The sequence below is a fragment of the Amycolatopsis sp. NPDC026612 genome (assembly GCF_040638285.1).
In the GTDB taxonomy this organism is placed as follows: Bacteria; Actinomycetota; Actinomycetes; order Mycobacteriales; family Pseudonocardiaceae; genus Amycolatopsis.
Genome location: NZ_JBEZYB010000002.1, coordinates 236,139 through 255,806 on the forward strand (window position 1 = coordinate 236,139; position 19,668 = coordinate 255,806).

22 protein-coding genes are annotated in these 19,668 nt (G+C 71.1%); 15 read left to right on the forward strand and 7 right to left on the reverse strand.

What is annotated here, in order from left to right; genetic code table 11:
* Positions 1–40 precede the first annotated feature (40 nt).
* From pqqA to AB0F15_RS03515, 6 genes are all read left to right on the forward strand, one after another.
* On the forward strand, positions 41–127 hold the full coding sequence (pqqA, locus tag AB0F15_RS03490; protein WP_043776987.1) for a pyrroloquinoline quinone precursor peptide PqqA: 87 nt from the start codon (positions 41–43) through the stop codon (positions 125–127).
* A 3-nt stretch (positions 128–130) separates the two neighbouring features.
* Positions 131–820, forward strand: coding sequence for a pyrroloquinoline-quinone synthase PqqC (gene pqqC, locus AB0F15_RS03495; RefSeq protein WP_360264484.1), 690 nt, complete (start codon positions 131–133; stop codon positions 818–820).
* Entirely contained in the window at positions 817–1,083 is a 267-nt protein-coding gene (gene pqqD, locus AB0F15_RS03500) for a pyrroloquinoline quinone biosynthesis peptide chaperone PqqD (protein WP_360264487.1), read from the forward strand. Before pqqC ends, pqqD begins: the two co-directional genes overlap by 4 nt.
* Positions 1,074–2,138, forward strand: a complete 1,065-nt coding sequence (pqqE, locus tag AB0F15_RS03505) for a pyrroloquinoline quinone biosynthesis protein PqqE (protein WP_360264490.1) — start codon at positions 1,074–1,076, stop codon at positions 2,136–2,138. Before pqqD ends, pqqE begins: the two co-directional genes overlap by 10 nt.
* Complete coding sequence (gene pqqB, locus AB0F15_RS03510; RefSeq protein WP_360264493.1) at positions 2,135–2,962, forward strand: pyrroloquinoline quinone biosynthesis protein PqqB; 828 nt, start codon at positions 2,135–2,137, stop codon at positions 2,960–2,962. Before pqqE ends, pqqB begins: the two co-directional genes overlap by 4 nt.
* A gap of 126 nt (positions 2,963–3,088) precedes the next feature.
* Positions 3,089–4,321, forward strand: a complete 1,233-nt coding sequence (locus AB0F15_RS03515) for an MFS transporter (protein WP_360264496.1) — start codon at positions 3,089–3,091, stop codon at positions 4,319–4,321.
* A 316-nt stretch (positions 4,322–4,637) separates the two neighbouring features.
* On the opposite strand, the gene AB0F15_RS03520 is transcribed toward AB0F15_RS03515, so the two are convergent.
* From AB0F15_RS03520 to AB0F15_RS03530, 3 genes are read right to left on the reverse strand one after another with little or no spacing between them, the layout of a single operon-like run.
* Positions 4,638–4,895, reverse strand: a complete 258-nt coding sequence (locus AB0F15_RS03520; RefSeq protein ID WP_360264499.1) for a hypothetical protein — start codon at positions 4,893–4,895, stop codon at positions 4,638–4,640.
* 58 nt (positions 4,896–4,953) lie between these two features.
* The gene (locus AB0F15_RS03525; protein WP_360264502.1) at positions 4,954–6,336 is read right to left on the reverse strand and encodes an amidase; all 1,383 of its coding nucleotides are present in this window, start codon (positions 6,334–6,336) and stop codon (positions 4,954–4,956) included.
* Positions 6,333–7,331, reverse strand: a complete 999-nt coding sequence (locus tag AB0F15_RS03530; RefSeq protein WP_360264505.1) for a D-2-hydroxyacid dehydrogenase — start codon at positions 7,329–7,331, stop codon at positions 6,333–6,335. Before AB0F15_RS03530 ends, AB0F15_RS03525 begins: the two co-directional genes overlap by 4 nt.
* Before the next feature lie 104 nt (positions 7,332–7,435).
* Here AB0F15_RS03530 and AB0F15_RS03535 point away from each other — a divergent pair, with 104 nt between their 5' ends.
* From AB0F15_RS03535 to AB0F15_RS03545, 3 genes are read left to right on the forward strand one after another with little or no spacing between them, the layout of a single operon-like run.
* The gene (locus AB0F15_RS03535) at positions 7,436–8,176 is read left to right on the forward strand and encodes an Asp/Glu/hydantoin racemase (protein ID WP_360264508.1); all 741 of its coding nucleotides are present in this window, start codon (positions 7,436–7,438) and stop codon (positions 8,174–8,176) included.
* Positions 8,177–8,236: 60 nt separating this feature from the next.
* Positions 8,237–8,983 carry a maleate cis-trans isomerase gene (locus tag AB0F15_RS03540; RefSeq protein ID WP_360264510.1) on the forward strand — a complete coding sequence of 249 codons (747 nt, stop codon included), beginning with the start codon at positions 8,237–8,239 and terminating at the stop codon, positions 8,981–8,983.
* Positions 8,983–9,702 carry a GntR family transcriptional regulator gene (locus tag AB0F15_RS03545; protein ID WP_360264514.1) on the forward strand — a complete coding sequence of 240 codons (720 nt, stop codon included), beginning with the start codon at positions 8,983–8,985 and terminating at the stop codon, positions 9,700–9,702. Before AB0F15_RS03540 ends, AB0F15_RS03545 begins: the two co-directional genes overlap by 1 nt.
* A gap of 82 nt (positions 9,703–9,784) precedes the next feature.
* Here the strand turns inward: AB0F15_RS03545 and AB0F15_RS03550 are convergent, their stop codons facing one another.
* From AB0F15_RS03550 to AB0F15_RS03560, 3 genes are read right to left on the reverse strand one after another with little or no spacing between them, the layout of a single operon-like run.
* Positions 9,785–10,249, reverse strand: a complete 465-nt coding sequence (locus AB0F15_RS03550; RefSeq protein WP_360264517.1) for a DUF4262 domain-containing protein — start codon at positions 10,247–10,249, stop codon at positions 9,785–9,787.
* Between the two features lie 60 nt (positions 10,250–10,309).
* On the reverse strand, positions 10,310–11,368 hold the full coding sequence (locus tag AB0F15_RS03555; protein WP_360264520.1) for a tartrate dehydrogenase: 1,059 nt from the start codon (positions 11,366–11,368) through the stop codon (positions 10,310–10,312).
* Complete coding sequence (locus tag AB0F15_RS03560) at positions 11,365–12,828, reverse strand: NAD-dependent succinate-semialdehyde dehydrogenase (RefSeq protein ID WP_360264523.1); 1,464 nt, start codon at positions 12,826–12,828, stop codon at positions 11,365–11,367. Before AB0F15_RS03560 ends, AB0F15_RS03555 begins: the two co-directional genes overlap by 4 nt.
* Positions 12,829–12,918: 90 nt before the next feature.
* Between AB0F15_RS03560 and AB0F15_RS03565 the strand changes: the two genes are divergently transcribed.
* Positions 12,919–14,175, forward strand: coding sequence for an aminotransferase class III-fold pyridoxal phosphate-dependent enzyme (locus tag AB0F15_RS03565; RefSeq protein WP_360264526.1), 1,257 nt, complete (start codon positions 12,919–12,921; stop codon positions 14,173–14,175).
* Positions 14,176–14,177: 2 nt separating this feature from the next.
* Entirely contained in the window at positions 14,178–14,675 is a 498-nt protein-coding gene (locus AB0F15_RS03570) for a DUF3830 family protein (RefSeq protein ID WP_360264529.1), read from the forward strand.
* Positions 14,676–14,717: 42 nt separating this feature from the next.
* Here the strand turns inward: AB0F15_RS03570 and AB0F15_RS03575 are convergent, their stop codons facing one another.
* Positions 14,718–15,539 carry an aldo/keto reductase gene (locus tag AB0F15_RS03575; RefSeq protein ID WP_360264532.1) on the reverse strand — a complete coding sequence of 274 codons (822 nt, stop codon included), beginning with the start codon at positions 15,537–15,539 and terminating at the stop codon, positions 14,718–14,720.
* 213 nt (positions 15,540–15,752) lie between these two features.
* Here AB0F15_RS03575 and AB0F15_RS03580 point away from each other — a divergent pair, with 213 nt between their 5' ends.
* The 4 genes from AB0F15_RS03580 (at position 15,753) to AB0F15_RS03595 (ending at position 19,668) form a co-directional block, all read left to right on the forward strand.
* Positions 15,753–16,124 carry a hypothetical protein gene (locus AB0F15_RS03580; RefSeq protein WP_360264535.1) on the forward strand — a complete coding sequence of 124 codons (372 nt, stop codon included), beginning with the start codon at positions 15,753–15,755 and terminating at the stop codon, positions 16,122–16,124.
* 5 nt (positions 16,125–16,129) lie between these two features.
* Entirely contained in the window at positions 16,130–16,615 is a 486-nt protein-coding gene (locus AB0F15_RS03585) for a roadblock/LC7 domain-containing protein (RefSeq protein ID WP_360264768.1), read from the forward strand.
* Positions 16,616–16,723: 108 nt separating this feature from the next.
* A complete protein-coding gene (locus tag AB0F15_RS03590) occupies positions 16,724–18,109 on the forward strand; it encodes an FAD-binding oxidoreductase (protein ID WP_360264537.1) in 1,386 nt (461 codons plus the stop codon).
* On the forward strand, positions 18,106–19,668 hold the full coding sequence (locus AB0F15_RS03595; RefSeq protein ID WP_360264540.1) for an acetolactate synthase large subunit: 1,563 nt from the start codon (positions 18,106–18,108) through the stop codon (positions 19,666–19,668). Before AB0F15_RS03590 ends, AB0F15_RS03595 begins: the two co-directional genes overlap by 4 nt.

Below are 19,668 nucleotides of genomic sequence, written 5' to 3' on the forward strand. Positions count from 1 at the left end.
TAGGGTGGCGACGATCAGCCCCCGGAAAGAGGAGCAGGACATGACCGAGGAGTGGACGACCCCCGACTTCGTCGAGTACGAAACCCCGATGGAGGTCACCGCCTACGCGGCCCGCATGGCGGACTGACGGATGCCGGTCGAGCCACTCGCGGAAAGCGCATTCATCGACGCTCTGCGCGGTCTTTCCGGCCGGTACTGGGGCACGCACCCCTTCCACCGCCGGCTGCACGCGGGCGAACTCGACGAGCGCGCGCTGCGGATCTGGGCGGCGAACCGCTGGTACTACCAGTGCGTGCTGCCGCAGAAGGACGCGGCGATCATCAGCAACTGCCCGCTGCCGGAGATCCGCCGCCAGTGGCTCGACCGGATCGTCTACCACGACGGCGTCAGCGCCGGAACCGGCGGGATCGAACGCTGGCTGCGGCTGTGCACGGCGGTCGGCCTGGACCGCGAGGAAGTCCTCGACGAACGGCACGTCGCTCCCGGCGTCCGGTTCGCGGTGGACGCCTACGTGACGTTCGCTCGGACGAAACCCTGGTGGGAGGCCGTCGCGTCGGGACTGACCGAGATGTTCGCCGGGCACCTGATGCAGCAACGGGTCGCGGACATGCTCGCGCATTATGGGTGGATCGCTCGCGACGACCTCGCCTACTTCACCAACCGGATCGACAAGGTCGCCGGCGAGGGCAAGGACACCCTCGACATCGTGGTCCGCCACTGCGTGACGCGCGAACAGCAGGACCGGGCGATCGCCGCGCTGGCCTTCAAGTGCGACGTGCTGTGGTCGATGCTCGACGCGATCGAACGGGCAGCCGCGTGATCACCGCCGATTCGGTTCCGCAGCTGCGCCGCGGCGTGCGGCTGTCCTTCGACCACGTGAGGGAGACGCACGTGCTGCTGTTCCCCGAGGGCGTCCTGGTGCCGAACGCCACCGCGGCCGCGGTGCTCGAGCTCTGCGACGGCGCCCGGTCCGTCACCGAAATCACGACGGCGCTTTCCGGGCGGTACTCCGGCGTGGTCGCCCAGGACGTCCTTTCCGTGCTGTCCCGGCTGGGTGAACGGCGGGTGGTCGCGTGGACGTGAGCCCGCCGCTGGGCCTGCTGGCCGAGCTGACCCACCGCTGTCCGCTGCACTGTCCTTATTGCTCGAACCCGGTGGAACTGACTTCTCGCTCTGCTGAGATGTCCACTGAGGACTGGCTATCGGTGTTTTCGCAGGCGCGTGAGCTCGGTGTCCTGCAGGTGCACATGTCCGGCGGGGAACCGTTGCTGCGGCCGGACTTGCCTTCCCTGGTGTCGCACGCGAGCGGGCTCGGCTGCTACGTCAACCTGGTCACTTCCGGGCTCGGCCTGACGGCTTCGCGGCTCGACGACCTCGTCGAGCGCGGTCTGGCGCACGTCCAGCTGTCGGCACAGGGTGCGACCTCGGAGCGGGCCGACCTGCTGGCCGGCGCGAAGGCGCACGACCGGAAGCTGTTTGCGGCGGCGCTGGTGAAGGCGTCCGGGCTGCCGCTGTCGCTGAACGTCGTGCTGCACCGGCGCAACCACGACCAGCTGGCCGGCATCATCGAGCTGGCCGAGCGGATGGGCGCGGACCGGCTGGAGCTGGCGAACACGCAGTACTACGGCTGGGCGCTGCGCAACCGGGACGCGCTGATGCCGACTCCCGCGCAGCTCGCGGCCGCAGAGCCGGTGGTGCGCGCGGCGACCGCGCGCCTGCGGGGCACGATGGAGATCGTCTACGTCGTCGCCGACTACCACGAGCCGTACCCGAAGCCGTGCATGTACGGCTGGGGTGCGCGGCAGCTGACCGTCGCGCCGGACGGGACGGTGCTGCCGTGCCCGGCGGCGTCGGCGATCTCGACGCTTTCGCTGTCCTCGGTCCGGGACACGCCGCTGGCCGAGATCTGGTACGACTCGTCGTCGTTCAACGCCTACCGCGGCGAGGACTGGATGACCGAGCCGTGCCGCACGTGCGACCGCCGCGGGCTCGACTTCGGCGGCTGCCGCTGCCAGGCGTTCCTGCTCACCGGCGACGCCGCGGCCACGGACCCGGTGTGCTCGCGCTCGCCTGGACGCGGCGCGGTCGATCTGATCCTGTCCCGTCCTCCGGTGGCCGACCTGGTCATGCGCCGGTGAAGGTGATCCTGCTCGGCACCGCGGCGGGCGGCGGCTGTCCACAGTGGAACTGCGCGTGCCGGCTCTGCACGTCCGGGCTCGCGCCGCGCTCGCAGGACTGCGTCGCGATCAGCGCGGACGGCACCGGCTGGTACCTGCTCAACTGCTCCCCGGACATCCGGGCGCAGATCCTCGGGACACCGGAACTGCGGGCGGGCCCGGGGCCGCGCGAGATCCCGCTGCGCGGGGTGCTGCTGACCGACGCCGAACTCGACCATTCACTGGGCCTGCTGATGCTGCGTGAGTCGGGCGGCCTCCCGGTGTGGGCGCCAGCGGCGGCGCTGTCCGCGCTGTCACCGTTCCGCACCATCGTGGACTGCTACGGCGGCTGGACGTGGTCGTCCGTTGTGGACGTTCCGGGGTTGCGGGTCGACGTGCTACCGGTGAGCGACAAGCGGCCGAAGTACGCCACGGCCGGTTCCGTCGGACCGTGGGTGGTCGCCTACCGCATCTCGGACCCGGCGACCGGCGGTGTGCTGGTGTACGCGCCGTGCCTGCGGAGCTGGCCTGCCGGGTTCGACGAGTTCGTCGCGGACGCTTCGCTCGTCTTGCTGGACGGCACGTTCTACGCGCCGGACGAGATGGCCGGGGTGGGCGGCCCGGACCAGCTCGCGATGGGCCACCTGCCGATCACGGCGATCCTGCCGCGGGTGGTCGGACGGCCCTGGGCGTTCACGCACGTCAACAACACGAACCCGGTCCTGGACCCGGCGTCGCCCGAGCACGCCGCCGTGCTGGCCACGGGTGCTTCGCTGCCTTCGGACGGCACGAGGTACGTGCTTTAAGCCGTTGACAGCGGTGGTTGGCTGAAGCCATGTGCCTCCCGGCTACCGCGCGCCGATGAGCGGCGCGCACCGCGCTCAGGCTCCCCTCGGCCGCCGGCCACGTCGTCTCGGGCCGGGGCCGCGCCCGTGAGCACGTCACTCCTCGCCCCGCTGCGGGAAGCTCCGTTCCGCGCGCTCGTCACCGGCCGGAGCCTGGCCCAATTCGGGAACGCCGTCGCACCCTTTGCGCTCGCCTTCGCCGTCGTCGATCTCACCGGGTCCGCCGTCGACCTCGGGATCGTCGTCGGGGCTCGTTCGCTCGCCAACGTGCTCCTGCTGCTGTTCGGCGGGATGCTGGCCGACCGGCTCCCCCGGTCCGTCATCCTGCAGGGCACCGAAACCGCCGCCGCCCTCACCCAGGCCGCCGTGGCCGCGAGTGTCCTCTGTGGATTCGCGTCGATCCCGCTGCTGGCCGGGCTCGGGTTCGTCAACGGCGCTGTCTCGGCCATCTCGCTGCCCGCGGCCGCCGCGCTCACGCCGTCGACCGTGCCCGGCTCGCTGCTCACCCAGGCGAACGCCCTGGTCCGGCTGCTCGCCAACACCGGCCGCATCGCCGGAGCCGGACTGGCCGGCGTTGTCGTCGCCTTCGCCGGCTCCGGGTGGGCACTCGCCGGGAACGCGCTGCTCTTCCTCGCCGCCGCACTGGCGTACCGGCGGATCCGGCTGCCACGCGGGGAACGGGTGCCCGGCAGCCGTCCGCTCACCGAGCTCGCCGAAGGCTGGCGGGAGTTCCGCGCCCGGGCGTGGGTGTGGCTGGTGGTGCTGCAGTTCATGATCGTCAACGCGGCGACCGCCGGAGCGCTGCTGGTGATCGGCCCCCTGGTCGCCGACGACACCTTCGGCCGCACCGGCTGGGGGTTCGCACTGGCCGCGCAGACCGCAGGCTCACTGCTCGGCGGCGTCCTCGCCGCCCACTGGCAACCACGGCGGATGCTCTTCATCAGCGTCGCGGTGGTCATGGCGGCTGCGCTGCCGATGCTGGCCCTCGCCGAGACGCCGTACCTGCTGCCGCTGCTGGCCGCCATGGTCCTGTCCGGCATCGCGCTCGAGCAGTTCTCGGTGGCGTGGGACGTGTCGCTGCAGGAGAACATCCCGCCGGACAAGCTCGCCCGCGTCTACTCGTACGACATGCTCGGCTCATTCGTGGCGATGCCGCTCGGCCAGATCAGCGCAGGCCCCCTGGCCGAACACACCGGCCGCACCCCAACACTCATCGGCGGCGCGGCATTGGTCATCCTCGCGACGGCGCTCGTGTTGTGCAGCTCGCAGATAAGAGGGCTGGTCCGCCGCACCCCCTCCCGCCCGGACGCGCCGAGCTAGCTCCGGCCGCGGTCCACGCCGGGTTGGACACCAGGTCGGGCCCCCGCCAATGGCCCGAGCGGCCCCAGACTTCGGTCGCCCGGCCGGCGACCCACCCGAGGGCCAGCCGACATTTTGCCCCGGGCCAGCGACCCAGCTGGGCGCCAGACGCCAGGTCGCCTCCGGCGGCGACCCACCGGGGCTACACGCCAGGCCGACGACCCGCCCGGAGCTACACGCCAGGCCGTGGCCGACCGGCAACCCACCCGGGGCCCGGACCCAGCTCGCGCCCCGCCGTCCGACGACCAACCCGTGCCCAGACCTCAAGTCGCGCCCGCTAGCGGCCCACTCGGGGCCCGGACGTCAGGTCGCGGTGGCCGTCGATGCGCCACCAGTTCTCCAGCGTCTCGCGCAGGGCCTTCAGCAGCTCGCCGCCGGTCTCCAGCGGGACCAGGGCCGCCTTGCCGTCGTCGACCCGGAGGGCGGCGGCCAGCCGGTCGCCCTGCTCGATCAGGCCGACGATCACCCGCGTCGGCTGCCCGGTGACGTCGACGGTCGGGATGGCTCGTTCGTAGCGCCAGCCTTGAGCGTTCATCCGGCCGACAGTGGCACAGCTTTCCCCGCTCCGGTCCGGGGTTCACCCTCACGTGTGGTCAGGCCGCCGCCCAGGGCCGCACTTCCTCCAGCAGCTTCGCCACGGCCAGGACGAGGTCGTCCGAGTGCCGCGGCCCGACGATCTGCAGGCCGACCGGCAGCCCCGCCGACGTGCGGCCGGCCGGGACGCTGATCGCCGGCTGCTGGGTCATGTTGAACGGGTACGTGAACGGCGTCCACTCCGGCCACTCGCTCAGCCCGCTGCCCGGCGGGACGTCGTGCCCGGCCTCGAACGCCGCGATCGGGAGGGTCGGGGTGATCAGCACGTCGTAGCGCGTGTGGAACTCGCCCATCCGGATGCCCAGCGCGGCCCGCTCGGCGGTCGCGTCGAGGTAGTCGCTCGCCGACCACCTCTTGCCCGCGTCCCAGACCTTGCGCAGGCCGGGGTCCGTCCGCTCCTCGGAACCCGGCGGGAACGAGTCGAGCAGCTTCGCCGCACCCGAAGACCACAGGATGTCGAACGACGGCTTCGGGTCGGCGAACCCCGGGTCGGTCTCCTCGATGTGCAGACCCGCGTCGCCCAGCGCGCGCACCGCGGCCGCGACGATCGTGGCCACCTCGGGGTCGACGTCGACGTAGCCGAGCGTCGGCGAAAACGCGGCGATCAGGCCGCGCACGTCCCGCCGGACCGCCTCGCGGAACGACGCCACGGGCGGCGCCAGCGCGGCCGGATCGCGGTGGTCGGGCAACGACAGCACGTCCAGCAGCAGCGCGATGTCGTCGACCGACCGCGCCATCGGGCCGGCGTGCGAGAGCGGACCGAACGGGCTCGCCGGGTAGAGCGGGATCCGGCCGTGAGTCGGCTTCAGCCCGACGATGCCGCAGAACGACGCCGGGATCCGCACCGAGCCGCCGCCGTCGGTGCCGACCGACAGTTCACCCATCCCGGCCGCGACAGCCGCAGCGCTGCCGCCGCTCGACCCGCCCGCCGTCTTCGACGGGTCCGCCGGGTTGCGCGTGATGCCCTGCAGCGGGCTGTCGGTGACGCCCTTCCACCCGATCTCGGGCGTGGTCGTCTTGCCGAGCAGGACCAGGCCGGCCTCGCGCATCCGGGCGGCGACCGGGCTGTCGACGTCCCACGGCTGGTCCGGATCGATGCTCTTCGAGCCGCGGACGGTCGGCCAGCCCTGGGTGAGGAACATGTCCTTGATCGACGCGGGCACGCCGTCGAGCCAGCCGATCGGGTTGCCGTCCCGCCAGCGGATCTCGGACGCCTTGGCCTGCTCCAGCGCGCGATCGGCGTCGACGAGGCAGTAGGCGTTGCACTCGCCGTCCCGGGCTTCGATGGCCTGTAGCGCGTTCTGCGTCGCCTCGATCGGCGAAAGCTCACCGGTCGCGTAGGCGGCGACGAGTTCGCTCGCGGTCAGCATCCTGTCGTTCATCCCGCTCCCTGGTTCCCCGACGGCACGTAGCCGAGCGTCTTGTCGACGACATTGCGCAGCGGCTCCCCAGCGCACCACCGGCGGAAGTTTTCGGCGAACACCTCGACCAGCGTGGTCCGCCAGCCGACGAAGTCCCCGGACATGTGCGGGGAGATCAGCACGTCCGGCAGCGTCCACAGCGGGCTTTCGGCCGGCAACGGCTCGGTGTCGAACACGTCGAGCGCGGCCCCGGCGATGGTCTTGCTTTCGAGCGCCGCAACCAGGTCGGAGGTGACGACCAGCTCACCCCGGCCCACGTTGACGAACCGTGCCGACGGCTTCATCGCGGCGAACGCGCGTGCGTCGAACATGCCCTTGGTGTGCTCGGTCAGCGGCGCGACGGCGACGACGTAGTCGGCGTGCGGCAGGAACTCGGTGAGCCGCGCGGACTCGTGCACCACGCCGAAGTCCGGGTCGCCGGTGCGCTCACGGCGTCCGGCGCCGCTCACTCGCATCCCGGCCGCGCGCAGCAGCCGCGCGACCGCCCGGCCGATCGGCCCGGTCCCGACGACCACGACCTCGCGTCCGGCGATCCGCTCGCTCTCCCGGTGCAGCCAGCGGCCCTCACGCTGCAGGTCGTGCGAGCGCGCGAAGTCCTTCGCGAAGGCGAGCACGACGCCCAGCACGTACTCGGCGATGGCGTCGTCGAAGACGCCTCGCGAATTCGTCAGGACGACATCGCTCTCGCGCAGCCCGGGGAACAGCACGGGGTCGACCCCCGCACTGGCGATGTGCAGCCAGCGCAGCCGGTCGGCCGCGTGCCAGGCGCCGGGCACCGCCGTGGAGAGGAAGTCGTAGACGAAGAGGGCGTCCGCGCCGGACAACGCTTCGGCCAGACCCACCGCGTCCGTGTAACGCACGACCGCCCCGGATTCGACAGCACGCATGTCCGGCGGCCGGGACTCGCCGCAGAGCACGGCCAGGACGGGAGGTTCCCGGTGTTCCGAGGCGATCACGTTGACACGGTAAAAGTCGCTCGTATGATTGTCAACAATCCGAGGAACGACCCCCGGAGCACCGGACGTGTCATCTCGTGCAGACGTATTCCGGAGGCTGAGCCTTGGATTTCGACTTCCTGGCGTTCGACGGCCCGCTGGCGCAACGCGGCATCGGCGTCATCGCCCCGTTCGACCTCGCGCTGGAGCGCGAGCTCTGGCGCTGGGTGCCGATGGAGGTGTCGCTCCACCTCGCCCGGACGCCGTACGAGCCGGTGCCGGTCAGCATGGAGATGGCCCGCCTCGTCAGCGACAGCCACCACCTCGCCAGCGCCACCCGCGACGTGCTGCACGTCGAGCCCGAAGTCGTCGCCTACCTCTGCACGTCGGGGAGCTTCGTCAACGGCGTCGGCTACGAGCGCTCGCTGACCAAGGCGATCTGCGACGCCGGCGCGCCGGACGCCGTCACCACCTCGGGCGCGCTGGCCGAAGTGCTGCACCAGCTCGACCTCCACCGCGTCTCGGTGCTCACGCCGTACGACGCCGACCTCACCCACGCCCTGCACGGCTTCCTCACCGAACTGGACGTCGAGACCGTGGCCAGCGACCACCTCGGCCTGGGCGGCGGCATCTGGAAGGTCAGCTACCGGACGATCGCCGAGCGCATCCTCGCCGCCGACCACGGCGACGCCGAAGCGATCTTCGTCAGCTGCACCAACCTCCCCACCTACGACCTGATCGAACCCCTGGAAACCGCGCTCGGCAAGCCGGTGCTCACCGCCAACCAGCTGACCATGTGGGCGTGCCTGCGCCGGATGAACCTCCCCATCGTCGGACCCGGACGGTGGCTTCGTGACGTGTCGTGAAGGTTTTCCTTGACCACCCCTCTAGGATTGTCGACAATTTGCGTCCCCTCCGGAGGTTCCGTGACCACCATCGGTTTCATCTACCCCGACCACGCGGCCGAAGACGACTACCCGTTGGCCGAGCAGCTGCTCGGCGGCGCGGCCGTCGACGAGGGCGACATCCGGCTGGCGGTCGAGCACATCTACGGCACCGACAAGCACGCGGTGGCCGAGCTGCTGGACCTCGGCAGCGAGGCCCGGCTCGCCGACGGTGCCGCTCTCCTCGAGAAGCACGAGCCCGCCGCGGTCATCTGGGCCTGCACCAGCGGCAGCTTCGTCTACGGCTGGGACGGCGCGCGCGACCAGGCCGACCACCTCGCCGCCGTCGCCGGCGTCCCGGCCTCCAGCACCTCCTTCGCGTTCGTGCACGCGGCGCGTGCCCTGGACGTCAAGCGGGTCGCCGTCGCCGCCAGCTACCCGGACGACATCGCCCGGCTGTTCGCCGACTTCCTCAAGACCGGCGGCATCGAGGTCGTCTCGATGGCCAGCGCCGACATCGTCACGGCCGCCGAGGTCGGCGCGCTGAGCCCGGAGGCCGTCGCCGCCCTCGCCGTGAGCCACGACCACCCGGACGCCGAAGCGGTCCTCGTGCCGGACACCGCCATGCGCACGCTCAGCGAGATCAACGGCGTCGAGGCCGCGCTCGGCAAGCCCGTGCTGACCGCCAACCAGGTCACGGTCTGGGAGGGCCTGCGCCTGACCGGGCAGCATCGGCTCGTCCGCTCGCTCGGCGCGCTCTTCCGGCACCTGCCGGACGTGAGCGCCTGATGGCCCTGCCACCGGGCATGCTGCCCGAGATCGAACCGGTGAGCCGCGAGTCGACGGCCGCCGTCATCGCGCGCCAGCTGCGCGACGCGATCATGACCGGCGCCCTCCCGCCCGGGACCCAGCTCGGCGAGACCGAGCTGGCCGCGCGGTTCCAGGTGTCACGGGGGCCGCTCCGGGAAGCCATGCAGCACCTGGTGTCCGAAGGGCTGCTGCGCAGCGAACGGCACCGCGGACTGTTCGTGATCGACCTCGAGCCGGGCGACGTCTACGACATCTACGCCGCGCGGTCCGCGATCGAGCGCGCGGCCATGCTGCGCGCGTTGCGCGGCGGAGACCGCGACCGGATCGCGGACCTGCTCGAACAGACCGTCGCGGAGATGGCGACCGCCGCGAGTGAGGACGACCCCGGCGCGCTCTCCACCGCGGACCTGAAGTTCCACGAGGCGCTCATCAACGCCTCCGGCAGCAAGCGGCTCGTGCGGATGGCCCGGACCCTGCTCATCGAGACGCGGATGTGCCTGACCGCGCTGCAGAGCACGTACCAGCGGGTCGAGGAACGCGTGGAGGAGCACACGAAGCTGATCCAGGCGCTGCGCGACGGCGACGAAGACACGGCGTTGACGCTGCTCGAGGCCCACATGGAGGACGCCGTGCAGCGGCTCGCGCCGGGGACGAGCCTCAAGGACGGGCACGCCCCACCGGTGCCGGGAAACGCGTGACCGAAGGCGGGACTCGCGTGATTGGGCACGGGACTCGCGTGATTGGAGACGGAACTCGGGTGATTGCGGGGGCAGCGGGAGGTCAGTGGGCATGGCGGGCTCCCAGGACGGGCTGGCCGCCGCGGCCGTCGCGGAAGTCGGGTGACCACGGGAAGCGGCCCTGGGTGTCCGCGTGGACCAGTTGCAGCGCCTGGATTTCCGGGCCGTACAACGCGACCGCGAACAGCAGGTGCGCCGACGGCTCGGTGAGCGCGACGACCTCGATCAGCCGGCCGTCCCGCAGCGGGAGGCGTTCGCCCGCCGAAGGTGGCGAGCCGTGCAGGGAGTGGGCGGCCAGGTCGTTGAGCAGGTCACCGGCCGCGAGGACCGGCAGGCCGGTCACGACCAGCTCCGGCAGGCCGTACCCGCTCAGGCCGATCGTGTAGGCCCACGGCGGGTACGGCCCGGTCGCCCCGACTCCCTGCACGAGCCAGCCCCGGTCGGCCACGCCTTCGCGCAACCGCTCCACGTACCCCGATCTGTCCGGGTCTTCGCACTGACGGCACATCGGTCTCTCCTCCCCCTCGGTGGGCTCGGGACCACCGTGCCGGAGGGCACCGACAAAAACTCAGCCCAGCGCTTCGGCCACCGCCGTGCCGAGCCGTTCTGTGGTATCCGTGCCGCCGAGGTCGGGCGTGCGTACCCCGCCCTCGTCGAGCACCCGGTCCACCGCGGCGCGGATCGCTTGCGCGGCAACGGTTTCGCCGAGGTGGTCGACCAGCATCGCGGCCGCCAGGATCTGCGCCACGGGGTTGGCGATGCCCTGTCCGGCGATGTCCGGAGCGCTCCCGTGGACCGCCTCGAACATCGACGGGAGTTCACCCGATGGGTTGATGTTGCCGGACGGAGCCATGCCGAGGCCGCCGGTGATCGCGGCCGCGAGGTCGCTGAGGATGTCGCCGAAGAGGTTCGACGCCACCACGACGTCGAGCCGGTCCGGCGCCTGCACCATCCGCGCGGCCAGCGCGTCCACGTGCATCTGTTCACTGTGGACGTCCGGGTACTCCGCCGCGACCTCGGCGAAGATCTCGTCCCAGAACGGCATCGAGTGGATCAGTCCGTTGGACTTCGTCGCCGAACAGACGCGGGAAGACCGCGTCCGGGCCAGTTCGAACGCGTACCGGATGATCCGCGAGACGCCGACGCGTGTGAAAACCGATTCCTGCAGCACGAATTCGTCGGGCCGCCCGGCGTTGTGCCGCCCACCGATCGCGGAGTACTCCCCTTCGGAGTTCTCGCGGACGATGACCAGCTCCAGCTCCTCCGCCTTCCGCCCGGCCAGCACCGACGTCGTGCCCGGCAGCAGCCGCACCGGGCGCAGGTTGACGTACTGCTGGAACGCGCGCCGCAGCGGAATCAGCAGGCCCCACAGGGAAACGTGGTCCGGGACGCCGGGGAAGCCGACCGCGCCGAGCAGGATCCCGTCGAACGCCGACAGCTGCGCGGCCCCGTCGTCCGGCATCATCGACCCGAGCCGGGCGTACCGCTCGCAGCTCCAGTCGAATTCCGTCCACTCCAAGGAAAAACCGAAGAGAGCGGCCGCCCGGTCGAGGACCTTGCGGGCCTCGACCGTGACGTCAACGCCGATCCCGTCGCCCGGGATGCTCGCCAAGCGGTAGGCCGTCACAGGGCGACCGCGATGTACTTGGTCTCCAGGAACTCGTCGATGCCGACCGAGCCGCCCTCGCGGCCGAGCCCGGACTGCTTGATCCCGCCGAACGGCGCCGCCGGGTTCGAGACGATGCCCTGGTTGAGCCCGATCATGCCGGCTTCGAGGGCCTCGGAGACGCGCAGCGCGCGCTTGAGGTCACTGGTGAAGAGGTAGGAAACCAGCCCGAACTCGGTGTCGTTCGCCTTGGCGACCGCCTCTTCCTCGGTGTCGAACGGCGTGATCGGGGCGACCGGCCCGAAGATCTCCTCGTGCGTCAGCCGCGCCTCCTGCGGGACGTCGGTGAGCACGGTGGCTGGGTAGAAGTGCCCCGGGCCGTCGACGGCCGACCCGCCGGTGAGGATCCGAGCGCCGCGGTCGGTGGCGTCCTTGACCAGCTCCGTCACCTTCTCGACGGCCTTCTCGTCGATCAGCGGGCCGACCACGACGTCCTGCTCGGTGCCGCGGCCCATCGGCAGCGCCTCCATGCGCTCGGTCAACCGCCTCGAGAACTCCTCGACGACGCCGCGCTGCACGTAGAACCGGTTCGCCGCGGTGCACGCCTCGCCGATGTTGCGCATCTTCGCCTGCATCGCGCCTTCGATGGCCGCGTCCATGTCCGCGTCCTCGAAGACCACGAACGGCGCGTTGCCGCCCAGCTCCATCGACGTCCGCAGGATCTTGTCGGCGCACTGCTCCAGCAGCTTGCGGCCGACCCCGGTCGAGCCGGTGAAGGAGAGCTTGCGGGCCCGGCCGTCGCGGATCAGCGGCTCCATCACGCCGCCGGAATCGCTGGTGGTGACGACGTTGAGCACCCCTTCGGGCAGGCCGGCTTCGGCAAGGATGCCGGCCAGCGCGAGCATCGACAGCGGCGTCTGCGCGGCGGGCTTGATCACCATCGTGCAACCCGCGGCGATCGCCGGGCCGATCTTGCGGGTGCCCATTGCCATCGGGAAGTTCCACGGCGTGATCAGCAGCGTCGGCCCGACCGGCTGCTTGGTGATGAGGAACCGGCCCGAGCCGTTCGGCGCGGTCGCGTAGCCGCCGTCGATGCGGACGGCCTCCTCGGCGAACCAGCGGAAGAACTCGGCGGCGTAGGCGATCTCGCCCTTCGACTCGGCGAGCGGCTTGCCCATCTCCAGCGTCATCAGCAGGGCGAGCTCGTCCTGGCGCCGCATCAGCAGCTCGAACGCGCGGCGCAGGATCTCGCCGCGTTCGCGCGGCGCCATCTTCGCGAAGCCGGCCTGCGCGGCGACGGCGGCGTCCAGCGCGGTGACGCCGTCCGCCGGGGAGGCGTCGGCGACCTGGCACAGCTCCTTGCCGGTGGCCGGGTCGGCCACCGGGAACGTCTTCCCCGCCTGGGCGGCGACCCACTTGCCGCCGATGAACAGTTCCTTGCCGACCGCGTCGACGACGCCGGACTCGGTGTTCGTGCTCATCCCGACTGCTCCTCACGTGTTGTCCCCAGAGCCATGCTATGGATATTGTCAACAATCGACAACCTGTTCAGACCGACCGAGGAGCACGCTGTGGCCCAGCTCTCTCCGCTGCTCAAGCAGGCAACGCCCGTCGTGGTCGACCACGGTGAAGGGGTTTACCTCTACGACGTCGACGGCAAACGCCACCTCGACTTCACCGCCGGCATCGGCGTCACGAGCACCGGGCACTGCCACCCCCACGTCGTGCGGGCCGCGCAGGAGCAGATCGGCAAGCTCGTCCACGGGCAGTACACGACGGTCATGCACAAGCCGCTCCTCGAGCTGACCGAGCGCCTCGGCGAGGTCCTGCCGAACGGGCTCGACTCGCTGTTCTACGCGAACTCGGGCAGCGAAGCCGTCGAAGCGGCGTTGCGCCTTTCGCGGCAGGCGACGAAGCGCCCGAACGTCATCGTCTTCCAGGGCGGCTTCCACGGCCGGACGGTCGCCGCCGCGAGCATGACGACGTCCGGGACGCGGTTCAGCGCCGGTATCGGCCCGCTGATGGCGGGCGTGCACGTCGCGCCGTTTCCCTACGCCTACCACTACGGCTGGGACGAGCAGACGGCCACGAGGTTCGCGCTGCGCGAGCTGGACTACCTGTTCCAGACGGTCTGCGCGCCGAACGAGACCGCCGCGATGTTCGTCGAACCCGTGCTCGGCGAGGGCGGGTACGTCCCGGCGAACACCGAGTTCCTGGCCGGGCTGCGCGAGCGCGCCGACCGGCACGGCATCCTGCTCGTCGTCGACGAAATCCAGACCGGCTTCGGCCGCACCGGCAAGTTCTGGGGCCACGACCACTTCGCCGTCTCGCCGGACGTCGTCCTCATCGCGAAGGGCCTGGCGAGCGGCTTCCCGCTGTCCGGTATCGCCGCTTCGGAAGAGCTGATGGCGAAGGCGTTCCCCGGTTCGCAGGGCGGCACGTACGGCGGCAACGCCGTTTCGTGCGCGGCCGCGATCGCGACCCTGGAAGTCATCCAGCGGGAGAACCTGGTGGAGAACGCCGCCGAGCGCGGCCGCCAGCTGCTCGAAGGCGCGCGGGTGATCGCGGACAAGACGCCGTCGATCGGCGAGGTGCGCGGGCTCGGGCTGCTCGTCGGCTCGGAGTTCACCACCGCCGACGGCGAACCCGACACAGCCACCGCGCAGGCCGCCCAGCAGGCGGCGGCGAAGAGCGGGCTGCTGCTGCTCACCTGCGGGCCGTACATGAACGTCGTCCGGATGGTGCCGCCGCTGGTCGTCACCGCCGAGCAGGTCGACGACGCGCTGCGCCTCTGGGGAGACGTCGTCACGTCGGTCACGGGGAGCTGAGCATGGCCCGGTACATCACGATCACCCTCGACAAGCGGGGCGTCTCCTGCCGGGCCCGGCTGCTGGACAGCGAGGCGCCCCGGACGTGCAAAGCGGTCTGGGACGCGTTGCCGCAGAGCGGTTCCGCCTACCACGCGAAGTACGCGCGCAACGAGGTCTACACGCTCGTGCCGCCGTTCGCGGAGCCGAAGCCGGGGCGGGAGAACCCGACGATCACGCCGATCCCCGGCGACGTCCTCTACTTCGGCTTCGAGGCCTGGGAAATCGGCAATCCGGCGTACGGCTACGACGAAGACAGCGAAGCGCACAGCGACCAGGGCGCCACCGACCTGGCCATCTTCTACGGGCGCAACAACCTGCTGATCAACGGCGACGCGGGCTGGGTGCCCGGCAACGTGTTCGCCACCATCGAGGAAGGCCTGGCCGAGATGGCGGCGGCCGCACAGGACCTGTGGCTGCGGGGGGTCGAGGGCGAGACGCTCTCGTTCGCACGCGCCTGAAGCGCCGGTCCGGCCGCGGATTCCCCGCGACCGGACCGCGGTTCAGCCCAGCGCGTTCAGCCGCTCGAAATCGCCGTCGGAGAGTGTGACATCGGCGGCAGCGCAGTTTTCCTCCAGGTGCGCGATCGACGACGTCCCCGGAATCGGGATCACGACCGGCGAGCGGCGCAGCAGCCAGGCGAGGGACACCTGAGCGGGTGTCGCGCCCGTGCCGGCCGCGATCTTGCCGAGCACGCCGCCCGCCGTCGCATGCTCACCCCGCGCGATGGGCAGCCACGGGACGAACGCGATGCCCTCGCGCTCGCAGTAGCCGAGGACGTCTTCGGACGCGCGATCGGTCAGGTTGTAGCGGTTCTGGACGCTCGCGATCGGCGCGATGGCCCGCGCCTCGGTCAGCTGCGCCACGCTGACCTCGGACAACCCGATCCGGGCGACCTTGCCCTCGTGCCGCAGCCGGGCGAGCGCGCCGATCTGGTCGGCGAGCGGCACCTGCGGGTCGAGCCGGTGCAGCTGCAGCAGGTCGAGGCGCTCGACGCGCAGGCGCCGCAACGAGAGTTCCGCCTGCTGCCGGAGGTATTCGGGCCGGCCGAGCGGCACCCACTCGCCCCGGCTCGGGCGGGCGTGCCCGCACTTCGTCGCGATGAGCAGCCCCGGGTACGGGTGGAGTGCGTCGGCGAGCAGTTCTTCGTTGAGGCCCAGGTCGTAGGCGTCGGCGGTGTCGAAGAACGTCACGCCGAGCTCGGCCGCACGGCGCGCGACCGCCTTGGCGCCGTCCTTGACGTGGTCCCACTCCGTGAGCCGCATGGCGCCGAAACCCAGGCGGTGCACGGAAAGGCCGTCTTCGAAGGTGTACGTCGAGGTCATGGGGGAAGCTTCGCCGCCGTCGCCGTCACCCACCAGGGATTTAGCCTGAGCTAAATCCGGAACGCCTACTCTCCGTGGCGCCGGGCCGGGTGATAGCGCGAACAGACCAGCTCGATTACGCCGTTCGGGGATATCCGGACGCATCGGCCAACCTTAGGGTGATCGAACCTGACCACTGGGTCCGCTCATGGGGACGACGAGAAGGCGAGCCGAATGAACATCGAAACGGCGTTGAAGGAAGCCCTTTCCATCTCCGGCGCGGTGGGCGCCGCCCTGGTCGACTACGAGAGCGGGATGGCCCTCGGGACGCTGGGCGGTGGCGACTGGCTGGACCTGGACACCGCGGCCGCGGGCAACACCGAGGTCGTCCGCTCCAAGCTCCGGGTGATCTCCGCGCTCCGGCTCAACGACGAGATCGAGGACATCCTCATCACCCTGGGCCGCCAGTACCACCTCATCCGCCTGCTGCGGCCGACCAAGTCCGACTCCGCCCTGTTCCTGTACCTCGTGCTGGACCGGGAACGCGCCAACCTAGCGCTGGCCCGGCACTACCTCAGGAACATCGAAGCCGAGCTGGTCGTGTGACCCGGATGCCGGCCGAAGCACCCCGGAGCCCGGTACCGCTGCCCACGCGCAAGCAGGGTGGAACCCAGGGTTTCCCGCCCCAGCAAGGGACCCGGGAAGCCCGCCCGGCCCATCCCGACGCCTTGGCCGCGGCCAAGGCGCTGCAGGAGATCCGCGACGAGGTCGACCGGGTCAACATCACCGGGCTCCTGGTGGCCAGCCGGGACGGCCTGCTGCTGGCCAGCGACACGCAGGAGATCGAAGACGACAGCGTCGCGGCCATGGCCGCCGCGTCCGTCGGGCTCGCCACGAGGTTCGTCGGGCAAGCCGGCCTCGGCGAGGCCCGGGGAGCGATGTTCCAGGGTTCCCTCGGCCACGTCTGCGTCTTTCCCGTGCAGGGGTCCATCCTGCTGGTGGTGTTCGCCCGCCCGGACACGACCATGGGCCTGTTCAACGTCGTCGCCAGGCAGGCGCTGACCCTCCTTCAGGACGCTCTGACCTCGGCAAACTGAGCCCCGGATCTCCTCCGCCGCAAAACATGAAAATCCTTCATGGCGGCGTACCGCCGGTACGTACTACGCTGCGGTAACCACAGCGACGGCGCGGAGGAGAGACTGCCGATGGGTGACGTGGCAGCACAGCTGGCCGAGATCGTCGGGGACAAGAACCTGCTCACCGGCGAGGCGATCTCGGAGGACTACGCGCACGACGAAGCACTGACGGCGGAGCCGCAGAAGCCGGCCTATGTCGCGAAGCCGTCCACGGCCGAAGAAGTCGCGGAGCTGCTGAAAGCCGCTTCGGAGCACAACATCCCCGTGACCGCGCGCGGGTCCGGCAGCGGGCTTTCCGGAGCCGCCCGGCCGGCGGAAGACGGCCTGCTGATCTCCTTCGAGCGGATGAACGCAGTCCTGGAGGTCGACACCGGGAACCACGTCGCCGTCGTCCAGCCCGGCGTGACCCTCGCCGAACTCGACGCCAAGACCGCCGAAGCCGGGCTCGGCTACACCGTCTACCCCGGTGAGCTCAGCGCGAGCGTCGGCGGGAACGTCGGGACCAACGCCGGCGGGATGCGCGCGGTCAAGTACGGCGTCACCCGCAACAACGTGCTCGGCCTGCAGGCCGTGCTGCCGACCGGCGAGATCATCCGCACCGGCGGCAAGACCTCGAAGATCTCCACCGGCTACGACCTCACGCAGCTGATCATCGGGTCCGAGGGCACCCTCGCGCTGGCCACCGAAATCACCGTCAAGCTGTACCCGCGGCTGGCCCACGGCGCCACGGTCCTCGCTCCCTTCGGCGACTTCGGCCAGGTGATGGCCGCCGTGCCGGAGATCCTCTCCAGCGGGCTCGCGCCGCACATCCTCGAGTACATCGACAACCTGACGATGGCGGCGATCGTCTACAACGAGAAGCTCGAGCTGGGCGTGCCGGACAAGGTCCGCGAGACCAGCGAGGCGTACCTCGTGGTGGCGCTGGAGAACCGCGAGGCAGGTCGCCTCGAAGAGGACATCGAGACGGTCGGGACGCTGCTCGGCGAGCTCGGCGCGACCGACGTGTACGTCCTCGAAGGCAATGCCGCGCGCAAGCTCATCGAAGCGCGCGAAAAGGCTTTCTGGACCGCGAAGGCGGCCGGTGCCGACGACGTGATCGACGTCGTCGTGCCGCGCACCGCGATGCCGCAGTTCATCGCGAAGGCGCGGGAGCTGGCCATGGCCGCGGGCGGCGGCGCGATCGGCTGCGGCCACGCCGGCGACGGCAACGTGCACTTCGGCATCTTCTGCAAGGACGTGGCCAAGCGGAAGCAGCTGCTCACCGACATCTTCGCGTACGCCATGGAACTCGGCGGCGCGATCTCCGGCGAACACGGCCTCGGCCGCACCAAGGCCGGCTACCACCAGGACCTCGAAGACCCGGCGAAGATCGAGCTGATGCGCCGGATCAAGCAGAGCTTCGACCCCGCCGGGATCCTCAACCCCGGCGTTCTCTTTCCCGAAGGAACAGCATGAGTGAGTTGAACGGCGCCCAGTCCCTGATCCGCACGCTGGTCGACGCCGGCGTCGACGTGTGCTTCGCCAACCCCGGGACGTCGGAGATGCACTTCGTCGCCGCGCTCGACACCGTTCCGGAGATGCGGGGCGTGCTCGCGTTGTTCGAAGGTGTCGTCACCGGGGCGGCCGACGGGTACGCGCGGATCGCGGACAAGCCCGCCGCGACGCTGCTGCACCTCGGCCCGGGCCTGGGCAACGGCCTGGCGAACCTGCACAACGCGCGCCGCGCGCACACGCCGATCGTGAACGTCGTCGGCGACCACGCGACCTACCACAAGCAGTACGACGCGCCGCTGGAGTCGGACATCGAGGCCGTCGCGGGCTCGCTGGAAGGCTGGGTGCGCCGCTCGGAGCACACCAAGGACGTCGGGGCGGACGCCGCCGCCGCGGTCGCCGCCGCGCAGGACGCGCCCGGCCGCGTCGCCACGCTGATCCTGCCGGCCGACGCTTCGTGGGGCGAGGGCGGCGAACCCTGTGCGCCGATCCCGCCGCGAGTGCCGCAGGCCGTGGACGCCACGACCGTCAAGGACGTCGCCGCGGTGTTCGGCACCGGGGAACCGGTGGCGTTGCTCGTCGGCGGGAGCGCGTGCCGCGAAGAAGGTCTGCGCGCCGCCGGCCGGATCGCCGCCGCGACCGGCGCGAAGGTGTTCGTCGAGACGTTCCCGGCGCGGCTGGAGCGCGGTGCCGGGCTGCCGTCGATCGAGCGGCTCGGCTACCTCGCCGAGCAGGTCGCCTACCAGCTCGACGGGATCAAGCACGTCGTCGTCGCGGGCACGAAGGCGCCGGTGTCGTTCTTCGCCTACCCGGGCAAGGCGAGCGACCTCGTGCCCGAAGGCGCCCAGGTGCACACGCTTGCGGCGGTCGGGCAGGACGTCACGCGCGCGCTGAACGAGGTCGCCGGCCTGGTCGCCGCGGACGTCGAGCCCGTGCTGGCGGAGGCGTCCCGGCCCGCGCTGCCGAGCGGGCCGCTGACCCCGCAGAACTGGGTCGACGTCATCGGGGCGCTGTTGCCGGAAAACGCGATCATCGCCGACGAGGCCAACACGTCCGGCCTGATGCTGCCGGCCGCGACCGCCGGCGCGCCGCGCCACGACGTCCTGACGCTGACCGGTGGCGCGATCGGGTACGGCATGCCGGTGGCGACCGGGGCGGCCGTCGCGGCGCCGGACCGGCCGGTGCTGAACCTGCAGTCCGACGGCAGCGCGCTGTACACGATCTCGGCGCTGTGGACGCAGGCTCGGGAGAACCTGAACGTCACGACGGTGCTGCTCAACAACCGCGCGTACGCGATCCTGCGGCTGGAGCTGCAGCGCGTCGGCGCGGCGTCGGGCGGCCCGAAGGCCAACGACCTGCTCGACCTTTCGCGGCCCGACATGGACTTCGTGAAGATCGCGGAGGGCCTCGGCGTGCCCGCGACGCGCGCGACCACCGCCGAGGAACTCGCCGAGCAGCTGCAGCGGGCCTTCGCCGAACCCGGCCCGCACCTCATCGACGCCGTGGTGCCGCCGCTGCTGTGA

What these genes read in the sequence shown, in the direction of transcription:
- AB0F15_RS03570 (WP_360264529.1), top strand. Translation starts at nt 14,178, where the DNA reads ATGGCCCGGTACATCACGATCACCCTCGACAAGCGGGGCGTCTCCTGC.
- AB0F15_RS03595 (WP_360264540.1), top strand. Translation starts at nt 18,106, where the DNA reads ATGAGTGAGTTGAACGGCGCCCAGTCCCTGATCCGCACGCTGGTCGAC.
- pqqA (WP_043776987.1), top strand. Translation starts at nt 41, where the DNA reads ATGACCGAGGAGTGGACGACCCCCGACTTCGTCGAGTACGAAACCCCG.
- pqqC (WP_360264484.1), top strand. Translation starts at nt 131, where the DNA reads ATGCCGGTCGAGCCACTCGCGGAAAGCGCATTCATCGACGCTCTGCGC.
- AB0F15_RS03590 (WP_360264537.1), top strand. Translation starts at nt 16,724, where the DNA reads ATGGGTGACGTGGCAGCACAGCTGGCCGAGATCGTCGGGGACAAGAAC.
- AB0F15_RS03585 (WP_360264768.1), top strand. Translation starts at nt 16,130, where the DNA reads ATGCCGGCCGAAGCACCCCGGAGCCCGGTACCGCTGCCCACGCGCAAG.
- AB0F15_RS03520 (WP_360264499.1), bottom strand. Translation starts at nt 4,895, where the DNA reads ATGAACGCTCAAGGCTGGCGCTACGAACGAGCCATCCCGACCGTCGAC.
- AB0F15_RS03525 (WP_360264502.1), bottom strand. Translation starts at nt 6,336, where the DNA reads ATGAACGACAGGATGCTGACCGCGAGCGAACTCGTCGCCGCCTACGCG.
- AB0F15_RS03575 (WP_360264532.1), bottom strand. Translation starts at nt 15,539, where the DNA reads ATGACCTCGACGTACACCTTCGAAGACGGCCTTTCCGTGCACCGCCTG.
- AB0F15_RS03545 (WP_360264514.1), top strand. Translation starts at nt 8,983, where the DNA reads ATGGCCCTGCCACCGGGCATGCTGCCCGAGATCGAACCGGTGAGCCGC.
- AB0F15_RS03550 (WP_360264517.1), bottom strand. Translation starts at nt 10,249, where the DNA reads ATGTGCCGTCAGTGCGAAGACCCGGACAGATCGGGGTACGTGGAGCGG.
- AB0F15_RS03560 (WP_360264523.1), bottom strand. Translation starts at nt 12,828, where the DNA reads ATGAGCACGAACACCGAGTCCGGCGTCGTCGACGCGGTCGGCAAGGAA.
- AB0F15_RS03580 (WP_360264535.1), top strand. Translation starts at nt 15,753, where the DNA reads ATGAACATCGAAACGGCGTTGAAGGAAGCCCTTTCCATCTCCGGCGCG.